The organism is Serratia sp. JSRIV001 (assembly GCF_019968745.1).
Classification (GTDB): Bacteria; Pseudomonadota; Gammaproteobacteria; order Enterobacterales; family Enterobacteriaceae; genus Chania; species Chania fonticola_B.
Genome location: NZ_CP074147.1, coordinates 926422 through 948546 on the forward strand (window position 1 = coordinate 926422; position 22125 = coordinate 948546).

Here is a 22125-nt window from a genome sequence, read left to right on the forward strand (position 1 = left end):
CCAGGGGAACTTCAGCTAATCAGCAGGCTCTTACTAAGCACCAAGACCCGGTATTCCTTTTGAACGATTTTAAGAGACACACAGATGAAAAAAACAGCACTGGTTTTAAGCGCCCTGGCTTTGAGTATTGGTTTGGCAATGGGTCCGGTAACGACCGCCAACGCCGCCGAAACGGCTTCTGCCTCCACTAGCGCCCAACCGATGCCAAGCCTGGCACCGATGTTGGAAAAAGTGATGCCTTCAGTGGTAAGCATTAACGTGGAAGGAAGTGCCGCGGTGAATGCGAAAACGGTACAGCAAATGTCGCCGTTCTGCCAGGATGGTTCACCCTTCCAAGGTTCCCCAATGTGCCAAGGTGGCGCGCCGGGTGGGCCAACTACCCAGGAAGCCTTTAAGGCCCTGGGTTCAGGCGTCATCATCAACGCGGACAAAGGCTATGTGGTCACCAACAACCACGTGGTAGACAATGCCAGCAAGATCACGGTGCAATTGAGCGATGGCCGTCGCTTTGAAGCCAAGGTGATCGGCAAGGATCCGCGATCTGATATCGCGTTGATCCAACTGAAGGACGCCAAAAACCTGTCAGCGATCAAAATGGCCGATTCCGAGCAGCTGCGCGTGGGTGATTACACCGTGGCGATCGGTAACCCGTATGGCCTGGGTGAAACCGTGACCTCCGGGATCGTTTCTGCCTTGGGGCGTAGCGGCTTGAACATTGAAAACTACGAAAACTTTATCCAGACCGATGCGGCGATCAACCGGGGTAACTCCGGCGGTGCGTTGGTTAACCTGAACGGTGAGCTGGTTGGCATTAACACTGCGATCCTGGCGCCGGACGGCGGCAACATCGGTATCGGCTTCGCTATTCCAAGCAACATGGTGAAAAACCTGACCTCGCAAATGGTGGAATATGGCCAGGTTAAACGCGGTGAGCTGGGCATCATGGGTACCGAGCTGAACTCCGAGCTGGCGCAAGCGATGAAAGTGGACGCCCAGCGTGGCGCATTCGTCAGCCAGGTTGTGCCGAAATCCTCCGCTGCCAAGGCCGGTATCAAGGCCGGTGACGTGATTGTCACCCTGAACGGTAAAGCCATCTCCAGCTTTGCGTCGTTCCGTGCTGAAATCGGCAGCTTGCCGGTGGGCACCAAGATGGCGCTGGGCATTATCCGCGACGGCAAGCCGGTGACCATTGACGTAACGCTTGAGCAAAGCAGCCAGGAGCAGGTTGATTCCAGCAATATTTACACCGGTATTGAAGGTGCAGAACTGAGCAACAGCACCGACAAAGTGAAAGGTGTGAAGATTGAGAAGGTGAAACCTGGCAGTGCCGCTGCGCGCATCGGGCTGAAAAAAGGCGACGTGATCATGGGTGTGAACCAGCAGCCGATCACTAACCTGGGCGAACTGCGTAAGGTGCTCGACAGCAAGCCTGCGGTGTTGGCGTTGAACATCCAACGTGGCGACTCGACGCTGTATCTGCTGATGCAGTAATGTTGTCACGTTGTTCTACAGAGGCACGCTTCGGCGTGCCTTTTTTTATGGCTAAAAACTGTGAGTTTGAGCACAAACTCACGCCCGGCCAAAACGCATTTGGGCATCTGCACAATGTGCCAGTAGAGGCGCGTCGGTATGCTGAACGTTGGTTTATCATCCGACGGGGATAAGACGCAATGGCGGAGTATCATCTTGATGCCAAGCTAGCCAGGGAAATTGTCGCTCGCACCATGAAAATTATTGATAGCAATATCAACGTGATGGACAACCGGGGCCGGATTATTGGCAGTGGCGATCCTGAGCGGCTGGGGGAACTGCATGAAGGGGCATTGCTGGTGCTGTCTCAGGCCAGGGTGGTCGCTATAGACGATGCCGTTGCCCGTCATTTGCACGGCGTTCGGCCCGGTATTAATCTGCCGTTGCACGTTGACGGGAATATCGTTGGGGTCATCGGCCTGACTGGCGATCCGGTGCAACTGCGGCAGTACGGTGAACTGGTCTGCATGACCGCTGAAATGATGCTGGAGCAGGCGCGATTGTTGAGTTTGTTGGCGCAGGACAGCCGCTTTCGTGAAGAGTTCGTGTTGAACCTGATCCGTACGGAGGAGCTGTCACCGGCCTTGATGGAATGGGCGCACCGCCTGGGGATAGATCCCAACCAACCCCGCGTCGCGGCGGTAGTGGAGGTGGATAGCGGCCAGTTGGGAGTCGACAGCGCCATGGCCGAGTTGCAGCAGTTACAGGAGCTGCTGACGCTGCCGGAACGTGACAACCTGATCGCCATTGTTTCTCTCAGTGAAATGGTGGTACTTAAACCGGCGCTGAATCACCATGGGCGTTGGGATGCCGAGGCCCACCGGCGGAGAGTGGAGAATCTGCTGGTGCGGATCAATGAAAGCAGCCGTTTACGAGTGCGTATTGCGCTCGGCAACTATTTCGTTGGCCCAGGCAGCCTGGTGCGTTCCTATCGCACTGCGCGCACCACCATGGCCGTTGGCAAGCAGCGCATGCCTGAGCGATGGGCCTATTATTATCAGGATCTGATGCTGCCGGTATTGCTGGGCAGCCTGCGTAGCGGTTGGCAGGCGGATGAGCTGGCTCGGCCGTTGGAACGTCTGAAAGCCATGGACGGTAATGGTTTGCTGCTGCGTACCTTAAATGCCTGGTTCCTGAATAATGTGCAACCCACCGCGACCGCCAAGGCACTCTATATTCACCGCAATACGCTGGAGTATCGTCTCAATCGCATATCCGAACTCACCGGGTTGAACCTGGCCAATTTCGATGCGCGCCTGTTGCTGTATGTGGGGTTACAGCTTGATGAAGACTAGGCTAGCTGTACGCCAGCCTCAAGCTTCAGTGTCGCGATATTTAACCCCCCAGCTAATACGGAGTCGGGAGGCTAAATAGTTGCACGTTCGGTTCCCTCTCCTTGGGGAGAGATACCGTCTTGTCGGCTATCCGGCAAGCGGTATTTCCGCATTAAATGTCTTTCCTGATTTCACCACACCATAGGCCAGTTGCAGCAACTTTCGCATCGCCGCACACACTCTTTCTTTGCCCGACTTCCCACGCAACTTCAGCCTTTCTGTTAAGTCTTTAACCACAACATTGTATTGGCCTGCCACTACCGCGGGCATGTATAACGCACTTCGCAGCTCACCGTGCCCCACTTTCGATAACCGGCTTTTCCCTTTAAACATCCCCGACTCACATCGCTGTGGATTCAGTCCTGCGTACGCTACCAGGGCCTTGCTGCTGGTGAACCGACGCAGGTTTCCTGCGAAGGCCAGCAGGCTGGAGCTCAGCATCTCTCCCACTCCAGGGATACTTTTTAGCAACTCGCTGTCCCGTTTCAGGTCAGGGTTATCATCGATGTGCTGACTGATTTTCTTTTTCGTTTCTCGTATCAGTTCATCCAACGTGGCGATGTGCTCATTGAGTGAAGGGACGATGACTGCTTCGGCCACCTCCAGGCGATTTTCTTCCATCTGACGCATCTCTTCCAGGTTCTTAAGATGCCTGACCAACGCGGTCAACTGGCGCTCGCTCAACGGGGCTGGGAACCACGGGGCAGGCTGATGCAGTGCGCAGTAGCGGGCTATCATCGCTGCATCGCTTTTGTCCGTTTTGTTCCGGGCCAGTTCTGTATTGCCGAAGGAATGGATACACGCCGGGTTCATCAGACTGACGTGGTAGTTGTTGTCTGCCAGATAAGTGGCCAGTTCCGTGCTGTAGCTCCCGGTGGCTTCCATACAGACATGACAGTCGCCAAAGCGGCTCAACCAGGCTGCGAACTCGCGGCATCCAGAAGGGGTATTGGCAAACTTTTTGGTTTTATACTTCTGATTGTCCAGCAGTACGGCGACATCAAATTTGTGTTTAGCGATATCAACGCCGACAGGGGTTCTACGCATTATGGCACTCCATAACCATGTCTGAAATTTATCGCCGGACCATCCTTATATGTAGGTGCTCATAGGCACAGGATACCGTTCGGTCTACAAGGCGACAGGGAAATAGACAGCCGGGGCACAATCTCTCCCACGGGCTCATAGGCACTAGGGTTAGGGGGAGCTCACCGGCTATCTCCCGATGATCAGTCGGGGATCTTCTCCGCTAAGGCGGAGAAGATCAAGACATAAGGGTTAGGGTGAGGGGCGTTGCACTCAAGTAACCGGTGCCGGGTTAAATACCGCCAACGCGTTGAACAAACCCCATTGATCTGACCAGGTTTGCTTGCGGCCGCTGGCGATATCCAGGATCAGTTCAAACAGTTGCCAGCCCACCTGCTCAATGGTTGCCTCCCCGGTGGCGATAGTTCCGGCGTTGATATCGATCAGGTCGTGCCAGCGTTCGGCCAGCGCGCTGCGCGTTGCCATTTTGATCACCGGCACGGCAGTCAGGCCGTAAGGGGTTCCCCGGCCGGTAGTGAACACTTGCACCGTAATGCCGGAAGCCAACTGCTGCGTGCCGCAAACAAAGTCGCTGGCGGGAGTGGCAGCATAAATCAGCCCACGTTTGCTGGGGCGTTGGCCGGGGGAGAGCACTTCGACAATCGCGCTACTGCCAGATTTGGCAATCGAGCCTAATGCCTTTTCCACCACGTTGGCCAAACCGCCTTTCTTGTTGCCGGGTGAAGGGTTGGCGCTGCGATCGGTTTGCCCTTGGTTGAGGTAATCGTCATACCAGGCCATCTCCTCCAGTAAGCGCTTGCCAACTTGTTGATCGGCAACCCGTGGGGTTAACAGGTGGATGGCATCACGCACTTCGGTGACTTCGGAGAACATCACGGTTGCCCCGCAACGTACCAGCAGGTCGGAAGCAAAACCTACCGCCGGGTTGGCCGTCACCCCGGAAAAGGCATCGCTACCGCCACATTGCATCCCCACCACCAGCTCTGAGGCTGGCACGGTTTCCCGCTGGCGACGGTTCAGGCGTTGCAGGTGCTGCTCTGCCACGGCCAGAATATCGGCCACCATGGCCTGAAACCCAACGTGTTTCTCATCTTGCAGGCGCACAATCCGGCTTTCATCCACGGAGATGGGGTGTACATCTGGGGTTCCCTGCAGCAGGCGTTCCGGCTGCAATTTCTCGCAGCCTAGCCCCACCACCATCACTTCGCCGCCAAAGTTCGGGTTGAGCGCCAGATTATGTAAGGTGCGGATAGGGACCACCGCTGCGGGAGCGTTGATGGCGACGCCACAGCCATAGAGATGATTCAGACCCACCGCGCCGTCAACGTTGGGGTATTTCGCCAGCAGGTCGCGCTCAATGATTTTCACCACATAATCCACCACACCGGCCACGCAGTGCACGCTGGTGGTGATCGCCAACAGGTTCTTGCTGCCAACGCTGCCGTCGGCATTACGGTAGCCTTCAAAGGTATAACCTTCCAGAGGCGGTAATGCCTGGGGCACATTGTTGGCTAGTGGCAAGCTGGCCAACTCGGGGGCCGGGGGAAGCAGTACCAGCGATTCATCAATCCAACTGCCACGGCGAATATCCCGTGCGGCAAAGCCAATCACTTCGCCATAGCGCAAAATAGTGCCGTCTTGAGGAATATCTTGCAGCGCAACTTTATGCCCTTGGGGAATATGCTCCAATAATGTCAGACCGCAAGGGAAGCTTGCCCCTTTAGGCAATCCATAGTCATTAACCACAATGGCGACGTTATCTTGCCGATGAACCTGAATATAGCGCGGTAATGCTTTAATACTGCCAACTGCATATTCGGACATAGTGAAACCTCACGTACTCTGATTTATGTACGCCGTGGGTAATAATCGAAAAACTGGCTCAGCAAAAAGCATAACATTCACAATTGTGTCGGGCATTATGCAAATGACCTAGATTTGGCGTTTCCCGGGAGTCAATCTTTGGCATTGTGCTAATCCGCTGTGAGATAGCTCACGCAACTGGGGGATCCGTGAGCCAGCCCGCACCCGATTGGGCATACGCCATAAACAAGCCGCCATATTAGCCCTGTTATTGGGTTATTTGCCCGATGAGTCGCGGCAGCCGGTTCCCTATACTTTTCTCCACCAAGCGTTAATGCGTTTAAAAATTGCCGATGCCGTATTAATCGAACTGCTCAAAAAAGGCTGCAATTTAATTTAAACCTTTCGTTCTGAGCTATTTTTAGCGGTTTTTCAGGATGAATATAGTAATGCAGGAGAGCACCATGTCTACTATCAGCGCTGCCAACAGTGCTATCAAGCGAACCAATAAGCGTTACTGGATCGTGGTAATGCTGTTTATCGTCACCTCATTTAACTATGGCGATCGTGCCACGCTTTCTATTGCCGGTACCGCAATGGCTCAGGATATTGGCCTCGATCCGGTTGGAATGGGTTATATCTTTTCGGCGTTTTCCTGGGCCTATGTGATTGGTCAGATCCCCGGTGGCTGGTTACTGGATCGCTTTGGCTCCAAACGGGTGTACTTCTGGAGCATCTTCATCTGGTCATTGTTTACCTTGCTGCAAGGCTTCGTGGATATCTTCAGCGGTTTTGGCATCGTGATAGCGCTGTTTGCGCTGCGCTTCCTGGTCGGCCTGGCAGAAGCACCGTCATTCCCCGGCAACAGCCGGATTGTCGCCGCCTGGTTCCCTGCCCATGAACGTGGCACGGCGGTATCGATCTTCAACTCGGCCCAATACTTTGCCACGGTGATCTTCGCACCGATCATGGGCTGGCTGACGCATGCCGTTGGCTGGTCGCACGTGTTCTTCTTTATGGGCGGGCTGGGCATCATCCTGAGCTTTGTCTGGCTTAAGGTGCTGCACAATCCCAAAGATCACCCCAGCATCAACCAGGCGGAACTGGACTATATCGAAGCCGGCGGTGCCTTGATCAATATGGATCAGAAACAGGCCACGCAGGTGAAGGTCAAAGGCGAGAAGTGGTTCCAGATCAAGCAACTGCTGCAATCACGCATGATGATTGGCGTCTATATCGGCCAGTACTGCATCAACGCGCTGACCTATTTCTTTATCACCTGGTTCCCGGTGTATCTGGTGCAGGCACGGGGGATGTCGATCCTCAAGGCCGGCTTTGTCGCCTCGGTTCCTGCCATTTGTGGTTTTGTCGGTGGGGTGCTTGGCGGGGTGATTTCCGACTACCTGATGCGCCGTACCCAGTCGCTGACCTTCGCCCGTAAAACGCCGATCGTGCTGGGCATGCTGTTGTCGATGTCGATGATCTTCTGCAACTACGTTGAAACCGAATGGATGGTGGTGGGCATCATGGCCGCCGCGTTCTTCGGTAAGGGGCTGGGCGCGCTGGGGTGGGCAGTGATGGCAGATACCGCCCCCAAAGAGATCAGCGGCCTGAGCGGTGGCCTGTTCAATATGTTCGGCAATATCTCCGGCATCGTCACGCCGATCGCCATCGGCTACATCATTGGTACCACCGGATCGTTTAACGGCGCGCTGGTCTACGTCGGGATCCATGCGCTGTTGGCGGTGGCCAGCTACCTGTTCATCGTGGGGGATATCAAGCGTATCGAACTGAAACCCATGGCTAAGGCCAGCAGGCAATGACACGGCAGCGAGTTTGGCAACTGAACCCACAATTTTGAGGACATCTCTATGACTACAGCACCAAAAATTACTGCCATGCAGGTTGTTCCGGTGGCCGGTTACGACAGCATGCTGCTCAATCTCAGCGGAGCTCACGCCCCATTCTTCACCCGTAATATCGTGATCTTGCAGGATAACGCCGGTAATACCGGGCTAGGGGAGATCCCTGGAGGGGAGAAAATTCGCCAAACCCTGGAAGAGGCCCAGTCCCTGGTGGTCGGCAAAACCCTGGGGGAGTACAAGAACGTGATGAACCGGGTGCGCGAACGCTTTGCCGATCGGGATGCCAGCGGGCGTGGCCTACAGACTTTCGATTTACGTACCACCATCCACGTGGTGACCGGCATTGAAGCAGCGATGCTGGACCTGTTGGGGCAGTTCCTTGATGTGCCGGTAGCGGCCCTGTTAGGGGATGGGCAGCAGCGTGACTCGGTGGAAATGCTCGGTTATCTGTTTTATGTCGGCGATCGCAACAAAACGCCGCTGCCTTACCAGAGCCAGCCGGATGAGGCCTGCGACTGGTATCGCCTGCGTCATGAACAAGCGCTGACGCCGCAAAGCATTGTGCGCCTGGCGGAAGCGGCTTTTGATAAGTATGGCTTCAACGATTTCAAGCTAAAGGGTGGCGTATTGGCGGGCAGTGAAGAGGCTGAGGCCGTCACGGCGTTGGCGCAGCGCTTCCCTCAGGCGCGCATCACGCTCGATCCCAACGGGGCCTGGTCGCTGAAAGAAGCGATCGCACTCGGCAAACAGCTGCGTAACGTGTTGGCCTATGCCGAAGATCCTTGCGGGGCAGAGCAGGGCTTCTCCGGGCGGGAAGTGATGGCGGAGTTCCGCCGTGCCACTGGCCTGCCTACCGCGACCAACATGATCGCCACGGACTGGCGGCAGATGGGGCATACGCTGCAGTTGCAGTCGGTGGATATTCCATTGGCGGATCCTCATTTCTGGACCATGCAGGGATCGGTGCGCGTTGCGCAGATGTGCCATGAGTTCGGCCTGACCTGGGGCTCACACTCCAATAACCATTTCGATATCTCGTTGGCGATGTTCACCCATGTGGCCGCGGCGGCACCGGGCAACATTGCGGCGATCGACACCCATTGGATCTGGCAGGAGGGCAACCAGCGGCTGACGCGGGAACCGCTGCAGATTGTCGGTGGCCGCGTACAGATTCCACAACGGCCAGGATTGGGGATCGAGCTGGATCGGGATCGTTTAATGCGGGGCAATGAGCTTTACCAGAAACACGGGCTTGGGGCACGCGACGATGCGCAGGGTATGCAGTACCTGATCCCTGGCTGGATCTTTGATAACAAACGCCCGTGCCTGGTGCGTTAATCCGTCTACAGAGGAAATTTCATGAAGAGCTGCCATAACCCTTTTCGTCAATCGTTGCTCGCGGGCGAAACCCTGATCGGCTGCTGGTCTGCGCTTGCCAACCCGATCTCCACCGAAGTCTTGGGGCTGGCCGGTTTCGACTGGCTGGTGCTGGATGGCGAGCATGCGCCGAATGACATAGGCACTTTTGTGCCGCAACTGATGGCGCTCAAGGGCAGCCCTAGCGCCGCGGTGGTACGGCCGCCCTGCAACGAACCGGTGATTATCAAACGCCTGCTGGATATCGGTTTCTACAACTTTTTGATCCCGTTTGTGGAAAGTGCTGAGCAGGCAGAGTTGGCGGTAGCGTCGACGCGTTATCCCCCTGCGGGGATCCGTGGGGTCTCGGTGTCGCACCGTAGCAACGGTTACGGCACCGTGCCGGACTATTTCGCCCAGATTAACCAGCAGATAGCGGTGCTGGTGCAGATCGAAAGCCAGCAGGGGGTCGATAACCTGGACGCGATAGCTGGCGTAGAGGGCGTGGACGGCATCTTTGTCGGGCCGGGGGATCTTTCCGCCGCTTTGGGGTATCTCGGCCAGCCAAATCACCCGGAGGTGCAGGCGGTGATCCGTCATATTTTTGAGCGAGCCAGCGCGCACGGTAAAGCCAGCGGCATCTTGGCACCGGCTGAGGCTGATGCCCGCCGTTATCTGGAATGGGGAGCCAGGTTCGTGGCCGTCGGCAGCGATCTTGGCGTATTCCGCACGGCCACGCAGGCCTTGTGCGATCGGTTTAAACAGGCTGTTGAATAAGGGGAACGGGATGAAAATTGGATTTATTGGCTTGGGGATTATGGGGAAACCCATGAGCAAAAACCTGCTGCAGGCGGGTTATTCGCTGGTGGTAATGGACCGCAATGCCGAAGCGGTGGCTGAACTGGCTGCGCTGGGTGCCGATGTTGCCGCCACGCCAAAGGCGGTGGCCGCATTGAGCGATATCGTGATCACCATGTTGCCTAACTCACCGCAGGTGCGGGAAGTGGCATTGGGAGAAAATGGCCTGATTGAGGGAGCGAAAGCGGGGGCTGTGCTGATAGACATGAGTTCTATTGCTCCACTGGCAAGCCGTGAAATCAGCGAAGCCCTGGCTGCCAAACAGATTGCCATGCTCGATGCACCGGTAAGCGGTGGTGAGCCTAAAGCGATAGATGCCACATTGTCGGTGATGGTGGGTGGCGATAAAGAGGTGTTTGATCGCTGTTTTGACGTGATGAAAACCATGGCCGGTTCGGTGGTGCACACTGGCGATATTGGTGCTGGCAACGTCACCAAACTGGCGAATCAGGTGATCGTGGCGCTGAATATTGCGGCGATGTCCGAAGCGCTGGTGTTGGCCACCAAGGCCGGGGTCAACCCAGACCTGGTATTCCAGGCGATCCGTGGTGGGCTGGCGGGCAGCACGGTGTTGGAAGCCAAGGCACCGATGGTGATGGATCGCAATTTCAAACCGGGTTTCCGCATTGACTTGCACATCAAGGATCTGGCCAACGCGCTGGATACCTCCCATGGCGTGGGGGCACAGCTACCACTGACCGCTGCGGTGATGGAAATGATGCAAGCACTGCGCGCAGATGGTCTGGGCAATGCCGATCACAGCGCACTGGCGTGTTATTACGAAAAGTTGGCCAAGGCAGAGGTTACCCGATAGGGGCAGCGGAGTACTGGTTAGTTAAGGTGACGCCCCTCACCCCAACCCTCTCCCGTAGGGAGAGGGAGCTGTTAGCCCCTGCTCTTTCGCAAATAAAGGGGCTATCTCAACAAACTCGATTGTCCCCTCATCCAAGGTACACCACCGAATTTTCAGGCCCACCCTAACCCCTAACTCTAACCCTTTTACCCAGCTAACAGATTGACACGGCACCTTGCTACAACTCCGGACAGTCCCCTCTCCCTGTGGGAGAGGGTTAGGGTGAGGGGTCTGGCTTATCCCAACTGGAACTTCGCTTCCGTCTCCACCAGCTCAATCTCATCTAACAGCTCCAGCCATTCCGGTTCTAAATCACCGTTGCTCACACCCTGACGCAGTTGCTGCTCAAGATAGAAGCACAGTTGCTTAAGGCGCGGAACGCCGCTGTAGCTGCAACTGCCGTGCAGCTTGTGGATCAGATCGAGAATGGTGTCGTCCTCTTCTCCTTCCAGCACGGCTTTTACCCGATCGCTGACCTGCGGTAGGAACTCGATCAACATCTGCAACAGATCGCGCGCCAGATCCTCTTTATTGGCGGCCTGGCGCAATGCCAACGGCCAATCCAGCGATAACGGTGGTTCAGCTGGGCTACGCGGCTGGGCTGCCTCTGGTTCAAGCTCGATGGTGTGATAACGGGAGAGCACCCGTGTCAGCATGGCTTCGTCAATCGGCTTGGCCAGATAGTCATCCATGCCAGCCTCCAACAGGTGTTCTCGCTCGCCGCTCACCGCATGGGCGGTCACGGCGACGATCGGCGTGGAGTTGTGGTGCGGCATCTGGCGGATTAGCTCACTGGCGCGGATGCCGTCAATATTCGGCATCTGAATATCCATCAGGATCATATCCAGCACGTTATCACGTGCCAGCACGATGGCTTCCTCACCGCTTTCGCACAGCAGCGTTTTTTCTACCTGTTCTGCCAGCAAGGCACCGATCAGCTTCAGGTTGGCCGGGTTATCATCGACCGCCATCACCGTCAGCGGTAAGCGTCTATGTACCTTTGGTGCGTTCTGACGCAGCGGGGCCTCCAGACGCAGTAACGGATACAGGCGATTACTGCTGATCGGTTTGGTCAGGCAGCCGATAGCGCCCAGCTTTTTCATTTTTTCGGCATCGATCTGCGACTGGCTAGGTACCGCCAGGATCACCCGATCGGCAAGTTTCAGCGACTCCAGCAGCTTGTCTCGATGCTGGCCATTAGCATCCCGATAAGGGATCGGTACGCCTGCCAACAGGAAGTCATAATGATTTTTCGGCAATTGCCCCAGGGTTGGCGAATGGGTTACCACCAAATGGGTGACGCTCAACATATTCAGCGTTGCCTGGGCCGCCGTTGGGTTGGCTTCGATATAGGCCAACGTCTTACCGCGCAAATCCGGTAGACTAGGTGGCAGCGACAACATGCCTTCGTTGAGATCGAGGGTGATGTGGAACCAGAAGGTCGAGCCACGGTTGAGTTGGCTGTGGAAGTTGATATCGCCCCCCATCTCTTTCACCAGCTTCTGGGTGATCACCAGGCCCAGCCCGGTGCCGCCATGGCGGCGCGAGATGCTGGCATCTGCCTGGCGGAAAGCCTGGAACAGCTGCGATTGCTGGCGTTCAGAAATCCCGATGCCGGTATCGTGGATCTGCACCTCCAGCTCCACCTGGCGTTCCAACTGGTTACGTAGCTCAACGCGGATATCGATATTGCCGGTTTCGGTGAACTTCACCGCATTGCCGAGCAGATTGGTGATCACCTGCTGTAGCCGCAGTGAATCGCCAATTACCTGCTCTGGCACATCGTTTTGCACATCCAGGGTCAGCTCCAGCCCTTTGTCGTGTGCGCTAGGGGCCAGCAATACCAGCACCTCATCCAGCGTTTCACGCAGCGAGAACGGAATGTGTTCCAGGATCAGCTTGCCAGCCTCCAGCTTGGAGAAGTCCAGCACGTCGTTGATGATGGTCAGCAGGTTGTTGGCCGAGCGTTCGATAGTTTGCAGATAGTCGGTCTGGGTGGCGCTCAGGTCGGTTTTCAGCGTCTGGCGGGTAAAGCCGATCACCCCGTTGAGCGGGGTACGCAGCTCATGGGACATATTGGCCAGGAATTCCGATTTGATACGGGCAGCTTCCTGCGCGCGCTTCTTCGCCAGATCCAGCTCAACGTTCTGGATCTCCATTTGCTCCAGCGTTTCACGTAGGTCGGAGGTGGCCTGGTCGATGTTCTGCTGCATCTCCTCGTGATAGGCGGTCAGCGACATCGCCATCGAGTTGATGCCGTTTTTCAGCATTTGCAGCTCGCCGAGCATAAAGCCTTCGACCCGGCTATCCAACTGGCCCCGGCGGATACGGTCGACGGTGTTGACCATATTGCGGATCGGGCCGGTGACGTCGCGCATCAGGCGGTAGGCAAACAGAATGGCAATACACATACACAGCAGCAGCAGCAGGGTAGAAACGAACACCTCTTTATATTGCTGTAGGCGTACCGATTGCAGATCCAGCTCGATCGCCACATAGCCGAGATTGCTGTCGGGATGTGCCTCCCCGCTGGTGTCCTCGTCCGGGAACTGTGACTCCGACAGGATTGGCGTACGCAGGATCAGCGAATCGCCACGCCGGGTCAGCATCATATCGGTGGGCATCGGCACACCTTTGGGCAACTGCAACTGGGTATAATTGTGGTGATAGTTGGAGGTGACAAACAGGTTGTTCTGCGAGTCAAATACGGTGATCGCCCGGACAATATCCGAATGGCGGCGATGCAACAGGCTGACCAGTTGCCGGACCGATTCACGGCTGCGGAAGGTCATGCCATATTCGCTGGCGACGGCCAGAGGTTCGATGATGCTGGCACCAGCATCGACTAATTGCTCCTGCAGCTCGTTGTAGCGGTGCACTACAAAGAAGGTGCTGAGCAGCAGACCGATCAATAAAGTCGGTGCCAGGATCAGGATCATCATGCGCGCGCGCAAGCTGTATTTGGTCATGGGATTCCAATGTGGGAGAATTGGAGGCTAATCTTAAGCTTAATTAACCAACACACAATCAATAATTATGGCGCAATTCTACTCTCCGAAACGCCGCGTGACGACCCGGCAAGCTTCACAAATATTCACGGTGACGGTAACGGACCTCGATCCATTTGGCCAGGGAGTGGCACGCCATGAAGGCAAAGCGGTATTTATCCCCGGCGTTTTGCCGGGGGAACAGGCCGAAATTCAGTTGACGCAGGACAAACGGCAATTCGCCAAAGGTCAGCTCAGGCAACTGTTAAATTGCAGCATACAACGCGTTGAGCCGCGCTGCCCACACTTTGGTGTGTGCGGAGGTTGCCAGCAGCAGCATGTCTCCGAGGCGCTGCAACAGCAAAGCAAGGCGGCGGCGCTGGGGCGCCTGATCTACCGCGAAACCGGGGTGACGCCGCAGCAGGAACCGGTGATTGCCGGGCCGCAGTATGGTTACCGTCGGCGGGCGCGGCTGGGGTTACAGTGGCAACCCCAGCAGCATCGTTTGCTGATGGGTTTTCACCAGGCCGCCTCGTCCGATCTGGTGGCGGTGAAGCAGTGCCCGGTATTGGCGCCGGAACTGGAACGGCTGCTGGTGCCGTTGTATCAATGCCTGAGCGGCTTGCAGGCCGTGCAGCGTCTGGGCCATGCGGAGCTGGTGTTGGCGGATAACGGACCGGTGCTGGTGTTGCGCCACCTGGATGCACTCAAGCAGGGCGATCGTCAGGCTTTGCAGCAGTTTGCCCAGCAAAATGGCACCACCGTTTATTTGGCACCGGATAGCGAACGGCTGGAAAAACTGTGCGGTGAAGCGCCTTATTATCAGGTTGACGGGCTACGCTTAGACTTCAATCCGCGCGATTTTATTCAGGTAAATGATGCGGTAAATCAGCAAATGGTGGCTCAGGCTCTTGAATGGCTCAAGATTGAACCCAATGATCGCATATTGGATCTGTTTTGTGGCATGGGCAACTTTACCCTGCCGCTGGCCAAGCGGGCCAAGGCGGTGGTCGGGATTGAAGGTGTTGCCACGCTGGTAGCGAATGGGCAATATAATGCCGATAGGAATAGGCTCAGTAATGTCTCCTTTTTCCATGAAAATCTGGAAGATGACGTTGCGCGACAACCATGGGCAGCACAGGGATTTGATAAGGTGATGCTGGATCCAGCCCGCGCAGGCGCGGCTGGGGTGATGTCACACATTGTAAAACTGGCGCCAGAGCGCGTGGTGTATATATCCTGTAACCCCACGACGTTGGCACGCGACAGCAAAGTGTTGCTGGACGCCGGTTATCGTCTTGCGCGTGTGCGGATGTTGGATATGTTCCCGCACACGGGGCATCTTGAATCCATGGCGCTGTTTATCCACGGGTCGCGGAAAAAGTAGGGAGAAGTTATGGTCGCGGTAAGAACTGCACATCTGAATACGGCGGGTGAATTCGCGCTTGATGACTGGATAGCCAGCCTGGGGTTGCCCAACCCGCAGTCAGGTGAGCGATTAGCCGCAACCTGGCGTTACTGTGAACAGCAGACGAAAGACCATCCCGATGCGCCGTTGCTGCTATGGCGTGGCCTGGAGATGGTGGAGATCCTCTCGACCCTCAGCATGGATAACGACAGTATGCGCGCGGCGCTGCTGTTCCCGTTGGTGGACGCGGCGATCGTTCCTGAAGCGACCCTTACCGAAGAGTTCGGTTCCGGCATTACCTCCCTGGTGCACGGCGTACGCGATATGGACGCCATCCGCCAACTGAAAGCCACCCACAACGACTCGATGGGCTCCGAGCAGGTCGATAACGTGCGCCGCATGCTGCTGGCGATGGTGGAAGATTTCCGCTGCGTAGTGATCAAGCTGGCAGAGCGTATTGCCCACCTGCGTGAAGTGAAGGATGCGCCGGAAGACGAACGCGTGCTGGCGGCCAAAGAGTGTTCCAATATCTACGCCCCGCTGGCCAACCGCCTCGGCATTGGCCAGTTGAAATGGGAACTGGAAGATTTCTGCTTCCGCTATCTGCATCCCGATGAATACAAACGCATTGCCAAGCTGCTGCATGAACGCCGTATCGATCGCGAGCAGTTTATTGATGACTTCGTGGCTTCATTGCATAGCGCGATGGAGATCGAAGGCATCAAGGCGGAAATTTATGGCCGCCCGAAACACATTTATAGCATCTGGCGTAAGATGCAGAAGAAATCGCTGGCGTTCGATGAGCTGTTCGACGTGCGTGCGGTGCGCGTAGTGGTAGAGCGCCTGCAGGATTGCTATGCGGCATTGGGCATCGTCCATACCCATTTCCGCCATCTGCCGGATGAGTTTGACGACTATGTCGCCAACCCGAAACCGAACGGCTATCAGTCGATCCATACCGTGGTGCTCGGGCCGCGTGGCAAAACGCTGGAGATCCAGATCCGCACCCGCCAGATGCACGAAGATGCCGAGCTGGGCGTCGCTGCACACTGGAAATACAAAGAAGGCGCGGTGGTTACGGCGCGTTCCGGCTACGAAGAACGTATTGCCTGGCTGCGTAAGCTGATCGCCTGGCAGGAAGAGATGGCGGACTCGGGCGAAATGCTCGACGAAGTGCGCAGCCAGGTGTTCGACGATCGCGTCTACGTGTTTACGCCGAAGGGCGACGTGGTGGATCTGCCAGCCGGCTCCACGCCGCTGGACTTTGCTTACCATATCCACAGCGACGTCGGTCACCGCTGTATCGGTGCCAAGATCGGCGGCCGTATCGTGCCGTTTACCTACCAGTTGCAGATGGGCGATCAGATTGAAATCATCACTCAGAAGCAGCCGAACCCTAGCCGTGACTGGCTGAACCCGAACCTGGGTTATGTCACCACCAGCCGTGGGCGCTCCAAGATCCACAACTGGTTCCGCAAGCAGGATCGCGATAAAAACATCCTGGCCGGGCGGCAGATGTTGGACAACGAGCTGGAACACCTCGGTATCAGCCTGCGGGAAGCCGAAAAGTTGCTGATCCCGCGTTATAACGTCAACTCGTTGGATGAAGTGTTGGCGAGCATTGGCGGCGGCGATATCCGTCTCAACCAGATGGTGAACTTCCTACAGGGCAAGCTCAACAAGCCTAGTGCCGAGGAGCAGGATCGCGAAGCGTTACGCCAACTGACCCAGCAGAAAGCCCCGGCAACCTCGGCCCGCAACAAAGATAATGGCCGCGTGGTGGTCGAAGGCGTCGGCAATCTGATGCACCACATTGCCCGCTGCTGCCAGCCGATCCCGGGTGACGACATTGTCGGCTTTATTACCCAGGGACGTGGGATCTCGATCCACCGTGCGGATTGCGATCAACTGGCGGAGCTACAGTCTCATGCGCCGGAACGTATCGTGGATGCGGTCTGGGGGGAAAGCTACTCCAGCGGTTATTCGCTGGTGGTACGCGTCGTGGCCAACGATCGCAGCGGTTTGCTGCGTGATATCACCACTATCCTGGCCAACGAGAAGGTCAACGTATTGGGCGTCGCCAGCCGCAGCGACACCAAAAAGCAGCTGGCCACCATCGATATGGACATCGAAATCTATAACCAGGTGGTGCTGGGGCGTGTGCTGGCCAAGCTCAATCAACTGCCCGACGTTATCGACGCCAAACGCCTGCACGGCGCTTGATTTTTGTTTTTTGCTTAAGGGCTCAGCATGCTGGGCCCTTAATTATTCAGAGAGTTCAACATGACCCAACCAACACCACTGCAACGCCTGCTGACCATTATGAAAACCCTGCGCGATCCGCAGGTGGGTTGCCCGTGGGATCGTAAGCAGACCTTCGCCACCATCGCACCTTACACTCTGGAAGAAACCTACGAAGTGCTGGACGCCATTGAGCGCCAGGACTATGCCGAGCTGCGTGATGAACTGGGCGATCTGCTGTTCCAGGTGGTGTTTTATGCTCAGATGGGCCAGGAGCAGGGGCTGTTTGACTTCGACCAGGTGTGCAACGCCATCAGCGACAAGCTGGAACGCCGTCACCCGCATATCTTCGGTGAGGCTGAGGCAGCAGACAGCGCGGCGGTTTCCGCCCGCTGGGAGCAGTTGAAGGCCGGTGAACGAGCAGAGAAAGCGCTGCACTCAGCGCTGGATGATATTCCCAATGCCTTACCGGCGCTGATGAAAGCTCATAAAATCCAGAAGCGCTGTGCCGCGGTCGGCTTCGACTGGAACACCTTGGGGCCGGTCGTAGGCAAAGTATATGAAGAGCTGGATGAAGTGATGCACGAAGCCCAGCAGGCGGTGGTAGACGAGCAGAAGCTGGAAGAGGAAATTGGCGATCTGCTGTTTGCCACGGTCAATCTTTCCCGCCATCTGGGTCATAAGGCGGAAAAGGCGTTGCAGGTGGCCAACCGCAAATTTGAACGCCGCTTCCGCCAGGTTGAGGAGATCGTGCAAAGCCGCGGTCTGACAATGCAGGAAGCCACGTTGGAGCAGATGGAAGAGGCCTGGCAGCAGGTAAAACGCCTGGAAAACTAATTGCCAATACCGTTGTCCTAACTGTGTCGCTTGTTTGATCGGCGACAATATTTGCTCAAGCTGAAACGGTTAAGCTCCGGTTGTGGATTGCTGAATCTGGTTTAACCGGCAGAAAAGCTCAACAAACTGAAATCTAAGGTGTTTTATTGCATCTAAACTCGGTTTGTACGCAGTTTTTTATGCTAACCCATTGTTTCTAAAAGGCTCTAAAACGGGGGCCGAACGATTAAACCGGGATGAACTCACGAGGGTGGTTGAGATGATGGCAGGTAAAACGATCGTTTGTAGGTCAAGAGAGGTTCGGGTATACTACTTTCCCGTCTTGGTTCTTCCATCGTCTTTAAACCTAAACTCTCAGGTTCAGCATGACAACTAACTATATTTTTGTAACCGGCGGGGTCGTATCCTCTCTGGGTAAAGGCATTGCCGCAGCCTCCTTGGCGGCTATTCTTGAAGCCCGTGGCCTCAACGTTACCATCATGAAACTGGACCCGTACATCAACGTGGATCCGGGCACCATGAGCCCGATTCAGCATGGGGAAGTTTTCGTCACCGAAGACGGGGCAGAAACCGATCTGGATCTGGGTCACTACGAGCGCTTCATCCGTACCAAAATGACGCGTCGTAACAACTTCACCACCGGGCGTATCTACTCTGATGTGCTGCGCAAAGAGCGCCGTGGCGACTATTTGGGTGCCACCGTACAGGTGATCCCACATATCACCAATGCCATTAAAGAACGCATCATCGAAGGCGGCGAAGGCCACGATGTGGTGTTGGTCGAAATCGGCGGCACCGTCGGCGATATCGAATCCCTGCCGTTCCTGGAAGCCATTCGTCAGATGGCCGTCGAAGTGGGCCGTGAGCACACTCTGTACATGCATTTGACGCTGGTGCCATACCTGGCAGCCGCGGGTGAAGTGAAAACCAAACCTACCCAGCATTCGGTAAAAGAACTGCTTTCCATCGGTATTCAGCCAGATGTGCTGATCTGCCGCTCCGATCGCGCAGTTCCTGCTAATGAACGCGCTAAAATCGCTCTTTTCTGTAACGTACCGGAAAAAGCGGTTATCTCCCTGAAAGACGTTGATTCCATTTATAAAATCCCAGGCCTCTTGAAATCTCAGGGCTTGGATGATTATATTTGTAAACGATTCAGCCTGACACCGCCGGAAGCCAATCTGGGCGAGTGGGAGCAGGTGATCTACGAAGAAGCCAATCCAGGCGGCGAAGTGACCATCGGCATGGTCGGCAAATATGTCGAACTGCCAGATGCTTACAAGTCGGTGATCGAAGCGCTCAAGCACGGTGGCTTGAAAAACCGTCTGACCGTCAACATCAAGCTGATCGATTCGCAGGATGTTGAAACCCGCGGCGTTGAAGTGCTGAAAGATCTGGATGCCATCCTGATCCCTGGCGGCTTTGGCTATCGTGGCGTGGAAGGCAAGGTGATGACCGCACGCTACGCGCGTGAAAACAAAATTCCTTATCTGGGCATTTGCCTGGGTATGCAGGTGGCGTTGATGGAGTTTGCGCGCAACGTGGCGGGGATGGAAAATGCTAACTCCACCGAATTTGTGCCAGACTGTAAGTACCCGGTGGTCGCATTGATCACCGAGTGGCGTGACGAAGACGGCAACGTCGAAGTCCGTACCGAAGAAAGCGATCTGGGCGGCACGATGCGCGTCGGTGGCCAGCAATGCCACCTGACCGACAACAGCCTGGTGCGCAAGATGTACGGCGAACCAACCATCGTGGAACGTCACCGTCACCGTTACGAAGTCAACAACATGCTGTTGAAGCCGATCGAAGCCGCAGGTATGCGTGTGGCGGGTCGTTCTGCGGACAACAAGCTGGTTGAGATTATTGAATTGCCTGATCATCCGTGGTTTGTGGCCTGTCAGTTCCATCCGGAATTTACGTCGACGCCGCGTGATGGACATCCGTTGTTCGCTGGCTTCGTCAAGGCGGCCGGTGAACACCAGAAGCGTCAGGTGAAATAAGAGTTTTAGTAAGCAACGCGCGGCCAAAACCGCGCGTTGTTTGTCTGGAGTTTTAGTTTAACTTGTCTGAGGAAAACCTAATGTCCAAAATCATTAAAGTCATCGGTCGTGAAATCATCGACTCACGCGGCAACCCAACTGTTGAAGCCGAAGTGCATCTGGAAGGCGGTTTCGTCGGTCTGGCTGCAGCGCCGTCAGGTGCTTCTACCGGTTCCCGTGAAGCACTGGAACTGCGTGACGGTGACAAGTCTCGTTTCCTGGGTAAAGGCGTACTGAAAGCCGTTGCCGCAGTAAATGGCCCAATCGCTCAGGCGGTTGTGGGTAAAGATGCCAAAGACCAGGCTAACATCGACAAGATCATGATCGATCTGGACGGTACCGAGAACAAATCCCAGTTTGGCGCTAACGCCATCCTGGCTGTTTCTCTGGCTGCTGCCAAGGCCGCTGCTGCCTCTAAAGGTATGCCGCTGTATGAGCACATCGCTGAACTGAACGGCACCCCAGGCAAATTCTCTATGCCGTTGCCTATGATGAACATCATCAACGGTGGTGAGCACGCAGACAACAACGTTGATATTCAAGAGTTCATGATCCAGCCTGTTGGCGCTAAAACGCTGAAAGAAGCCGTGCGTATGGGTTCTGAAGTGTTCCATCACCTGGCTAAAGTACTCAAGAGCAAGGGCATGAACACCGCCGTAGGCGACGAAGGTGGCTATGCGCCAAACCTGGGTTCTAACGCCGAAGCGCTGGCTGTTATCGCTGAAGCGGTAAAAGCGGCAGGTTATGAACTGGGTAAAGACATTACTCTGGCGATGGACTGTGCAGCGTCTGAATTCTACAAAGACGGCAAATACGTGCTGGCTGGCGAAGGCAACAAAGCCTTCACTTCTGAAGAGTTCACTCACTTCCTGGAAGACCTGACCAAGCAATACCCAATCGTGTCTATCGAAGACGGTCTGGACGAATCTGACTGGGATGGTTTCGCATACCAGACCAAAGTGCTGGGCGACAAAATCCAGCTGGTGGGCGACGACCTGTTCGTGACCAACACCAAGATCCTGAAAGAAGGCATCGAGAAAGGCATCGCTAACTCTATCCTGATCAAATTCAACCAGATCGGTTCTCTGACCGAAACTCTGGCTGCAATCAAGATGGCGAAAGACGCAGGCTACACCGCGGTGATCTCTCACCGTTCAGGTGAAACCGAAGATGCTACCATCGCTGACTTGGCGGTAGGCACTGCGGCTGGCCAGATCAAAACCGGTTCTATGAGCCGTTCTGACCGCGTTGCTAAATACAACCAACTGATCCGTATCGAAGAAGCGCTGGGCAACCGCGCACCGTTCAATGGCCTGAAAGAAGTTAAAGGTCAGTAATATAACGGTTTGATTCGTTACTGAATCAGTAAGCAAACGGAGAGTGCCGTAAAGGTACTCTCCGTTTTTTTATGCCTATGTTAAATGAACTCACCAATCTGCGACATGGTGTAAAAATTTATTTAAGATTCTTCTTGGTGGCGGGGAGGGGTATTTCAGCGATAGATTTCCTGTTTTGTGGTGGTATTTTCCAGCCCCGGCGACCTAGTTTTCGACATCTGAATGGTTACTGAACAATCAATAATTATCTAAACAAAGACATTAAAATATTAAAATGACAGGAATATTCCTAACCTTAGGGAATACCCCCTAAAAAGGCCAATATGTTTCAAAATGTTTATTATTGTGGCGTTGTGATCATGGCGATATCTTAACCTATTGATATTTAATGTTTTAATTTATCTAAAAAGCAAGATTAATAGTTGTTACAAAATGTAAATAAATTCTATTATATGCGATTGCGACGAAAAAATGGTTGTTAGGAAAAATCTGGGTTTGCTAGAATAATCTCACATGTCCACAGGGCGTTTTAGAAATATAGTGTGACATGTATATTCTTAGTGAGTTTAAGCCAGTAATTAATTACTGCCAGGACTGCTTTATTGGAAAAAGTAAATTAAAAGGATT

At 55.1% G+C, this 22125-nt stretch carries 14 protein-coding genes; 11 read left to right on the forward strand and 3 right to left on the reverse strand.

The annotated features are described in order from the left end of the window. Window positions 1-84 precede the first annotated feature (84 nt). Window positions 85-1491, forward strand: coding sequence for a serine endoprotease DegP (degP, locus tag KGP17_RS04140; protein ID WP_059199772.1), 1407 nt, complete (start codon window positions 85-87; stop codon window positions 1489-1491). A 179-nt stretch (window positions 1492-1670) separates the two neighbouring features. Continuing rightward, window positions 1671-2825, forward strand: coding sequence for a CdaR family transcriptional regulator (locus KGP17_RS04145; protein ID WP_059199773.1), 1155 nt, complete (start codon window positions 1671-1673; stop codon window positions 2823-2825). Window positions 2826-2951: 126 nt separating this feature from the next. Here KGP17_RS04145 and KGP17_RS04150 read toward each other — a convergent pair whose 3' ends face one another. Further along, a complete protein-coding gene (locus tag KGP17_RS04150) occupies window positions 2952-3911 on the reverse strand; it encodes an IS110 family transposase (protein ID WP_059199085.1) in 960 nt (319 codons plus the stop codon). A 252-nt stretch (window positions 3912-4163) separates the two neighbouring features. Further along, the gene (garD, locus tag KGP17_RS04155; RefSeq protein WP_223498891.1) at window positions 4164-5735 is read right to left on the reverse strand and encodes a galactarate dehydratase; all 1572 of its coding nucleotides are present in this window, start codon (window positions 5733-5735) and stop codon (window positions 4164-4166) included. 443 nt (window positions 5736-6178) lie between these two features. Here garD and KGP17_RS04160 point away from each other — a divergent pair, with 443 nt between their 5' ends. The 4 genes from KGP17_RS04160 to garR are packed head-to-tail and all read left to right on the forward strand — an operon-like array spanning window position 6179 to window position 10607. Next, complete coding sequence (locus tag KGP17_RS04160; protein ID WP_024483471.1) at window positions 6179-7537, forward strand: MFS transporter; 1359 nt, start codon at window positions 6179-6181, stop codon at window positions 7535-7537. A gap of 48 nt (window positions 7538-7585) precedes the next feature. Further along, on the forward strand, window positions 7586-8917 hold the full coding sequence (gene gudD, locus KGP17_RS04165) for a glucarate dehydratase (RefSeq protein ID WP_059199775.1): 1332 nt from the start codon (window positions 7586-7588) through the stop codon (window positions 8915-8917). A 21-nt stretch (window positions 8918-8938) separates the two neighbouring features. Next, a complete protein-coding gene (gene garL, locus KGP17_RS04170) occupies window positions 8939-9712 on the forward strand; it encodes a 2-dehydro-3-deoxyglucarate aldolase (RefSeq protein WP_059199776.1) in 774 nt (257 codons plus the stop codon). A gap of 10 nt (window positions 9713-9722) precedes the next feature. Beyond that, a complete protein-coding gene (gene garR / locus KGP17_RS04175) occupies window positions 9723-10607 on the forward strand; it encodes a 2-hydroxy-3-oxopropionate reductase (protein WP_223498892.1) in 885 nt (294 codons plus the stop codon). A 275-nt stretch (window positions 10608-10882) separates the two neighbouring features. Here garR and barA read toward each other — a convergent pair whose 3' ends face one another. Further along, on the reverse strand, window positions 10883-13615 hold the full coding sequence (gene barA, locus KGP17_RS04180) for a two-component sensor histidine kinase BarA (protein WP_059199778.1): 2733 nt from the start codon (window positions 13613-13615) through the stop codon (window positions 10883-10885). 67 nt (window positions 13616-13682) lie between these two features. Between barA and rlmD the strand changes: the two genes are divergently transcribed. The 5 genes from rlmD (at window position 13683) to eno (ending at window position 21498) form a co-directional block, all read left to right on the forward strand. Continuing rightward, window positions 13683-15020, forward strand: coding sequence for a 23S rRNA (uracil(1939)-C(5))-methyltransferase RlmD (rlmD, locus tag KGP17_RS04185; protein WP_223498893.1), 1338 nt, complete (start codon window positions 13683-13685; stop codon window positions 15018-15020). A 9-nt stretch (window positions 15021-15029) separates the two neighbouring features. Next, window positions 15030-17264, forward strand: coding sequence for a GTP diphosphokinase (gene relA, locus KGP17_RS04190; protein ID WP_021179385.1), 2235 nt, complete (start codon window positions 15030-15032; stop codon window positions 17262-17264). Window positions 17265-17324: 60 nt separating this feature from the next. Further along, the gene (mazG, locus tag KGP17_RS04195; RefSeq protein ID WP_059199780.1) at window positions 17325-18119 is read left to right on the forward strand and encodes a nucleoside triphosphate pyrophosphohydrolase; all 795 of its coding nucleotides are present in this window, start codon (window positions 17325-17327) and stop codon (window positions 18117-18119) included. A 365-nt stretch (window positions 18120-18484) separates the two neighbouring features. After that, a complete protein-coding gene (gene pyrG, locus KGP17_RS04200) occupies window positions 18485-20122 on the forward strand; it encodes a glutamine hydrolyzing CTP synthase (RefSeq protein ID WP_024483442.1) in 1638 nt (545 codons plus the stop codon). A gap of 80 nt (window positions 20123-20202) precedes the next feature. Continuing rightward, window positions 20203-21498 carry a phosphopyruvate hydratase gene (gene eno, locus KGP17_RS04205; protein WP_021179388.1) on the forward strand — a complete coding sequence of 432 codons (1296 nt, stop codon included), beginning with the start codon at window positions 20203-20205 and terminating at the stop codon, window positions 21496-21498. Window positions 21499-22125 lie beyond the last annotated feature (627 nt).

What these genes read in the sequence shown, in the direction of transcription:
- eno (WP_021179388.1), top strand. Translation starts at nt 20,203, where the DNA reads ATGTCCAAAATCATTAAAGTCATCGGTCGTGAAATCATCGACTCACGC.
- mazG (WP_059199780.1), top strand. Translation starts at nt 17,325, where the DNA reads ATGACCCAACCAACACCACTGCAACGCCTGCTGACCATTATGAAAACC.
- garD (WP_223498891.1), bottom strand. Translation starts at nt 5,735, where the DNA reads ATGTCCGAATATGCAGTTGGCAGTATTAAAGCATTACCGCGCTATATT.
- rlmD (WP_223498893.1), top strand. Translation starts at nt 13,683, where the DNA reads ATGGCGCAATTCTACTCTCCGAAACGCCGCGTGACGACCCGGCAAGCT.
- gudD (WP_059199775.1), top strand. Translation starts at nt 7,586, where the DNA reads ATGACTACAGCACCAAAAATTACTGCCATGCAGGTTGTTCCGGTGGCC.
- barA (WP_059199778.1), bottom strand. Translation starts at nt 13,615, where the DNA reads ATGACCAAATACAGCTTGCGCGCGCGCATGATGATCCTGATCCTGGCA.
- degP (WP_059199772.1), top strand. Translation starts at nt 85, where the DNA reads ATGAAAAAAACAGCACTGGTTTTAAGCGCCCTGGCTTTGAGTATTGGT.
- KGP17_RS04160 (WP_024483471.1), top strand. Translation starts at nt 6,179, where the DNA reads ATGTCTACTATCAGCGCTGCCAACAGTGCTATCAAGCGAACCAATAAG.
- pyrG (WP_024483442.1), top strand. Translation starts at nt 18,485, where the DNA reads ATGACAACTAACTATATTTTTGTAACCGGCGGGGTCGTATCCTCTCTG.
- KGP17_RS04145 (WP_059199773.1), top strand. Translation starts at nt 1,671, where the DNA reads ATGGCGGAGTATCATCTTGATGCCAAGCTAGCCAGGGAAATTGTCGCT.
- KGP17_RS04150 (WP_059199085.1), bottom strand. Translation starts at nt 3,911, where the DNA reads ATGCGTAGAACCCCTGTCGGCGTTGATATCGCTAAACACAAATTTGAT.
- garR (WP_223498892.1), top strand. Translation starts at nt 9,723, where the DNA reads ATGAAAATTGGATTTATTGGCTTGGGGATTATGGGGAAACCCATGAGC.
- garL (WP_059199776.1), top strand. Translation starts at nt 8,939, where the DNA reads ATGAAGAGCTGCCATAACCCTTTTCGTCAATCGTTGCTCGCGGGCGAA.
- relA (WP_021179385.1), top strand. Translation starts at nt 15,030, where the DNA reads ATGGTCGCGGTAAGAACTGCACATCTGAATACGGCGGGTGAATTCGCG.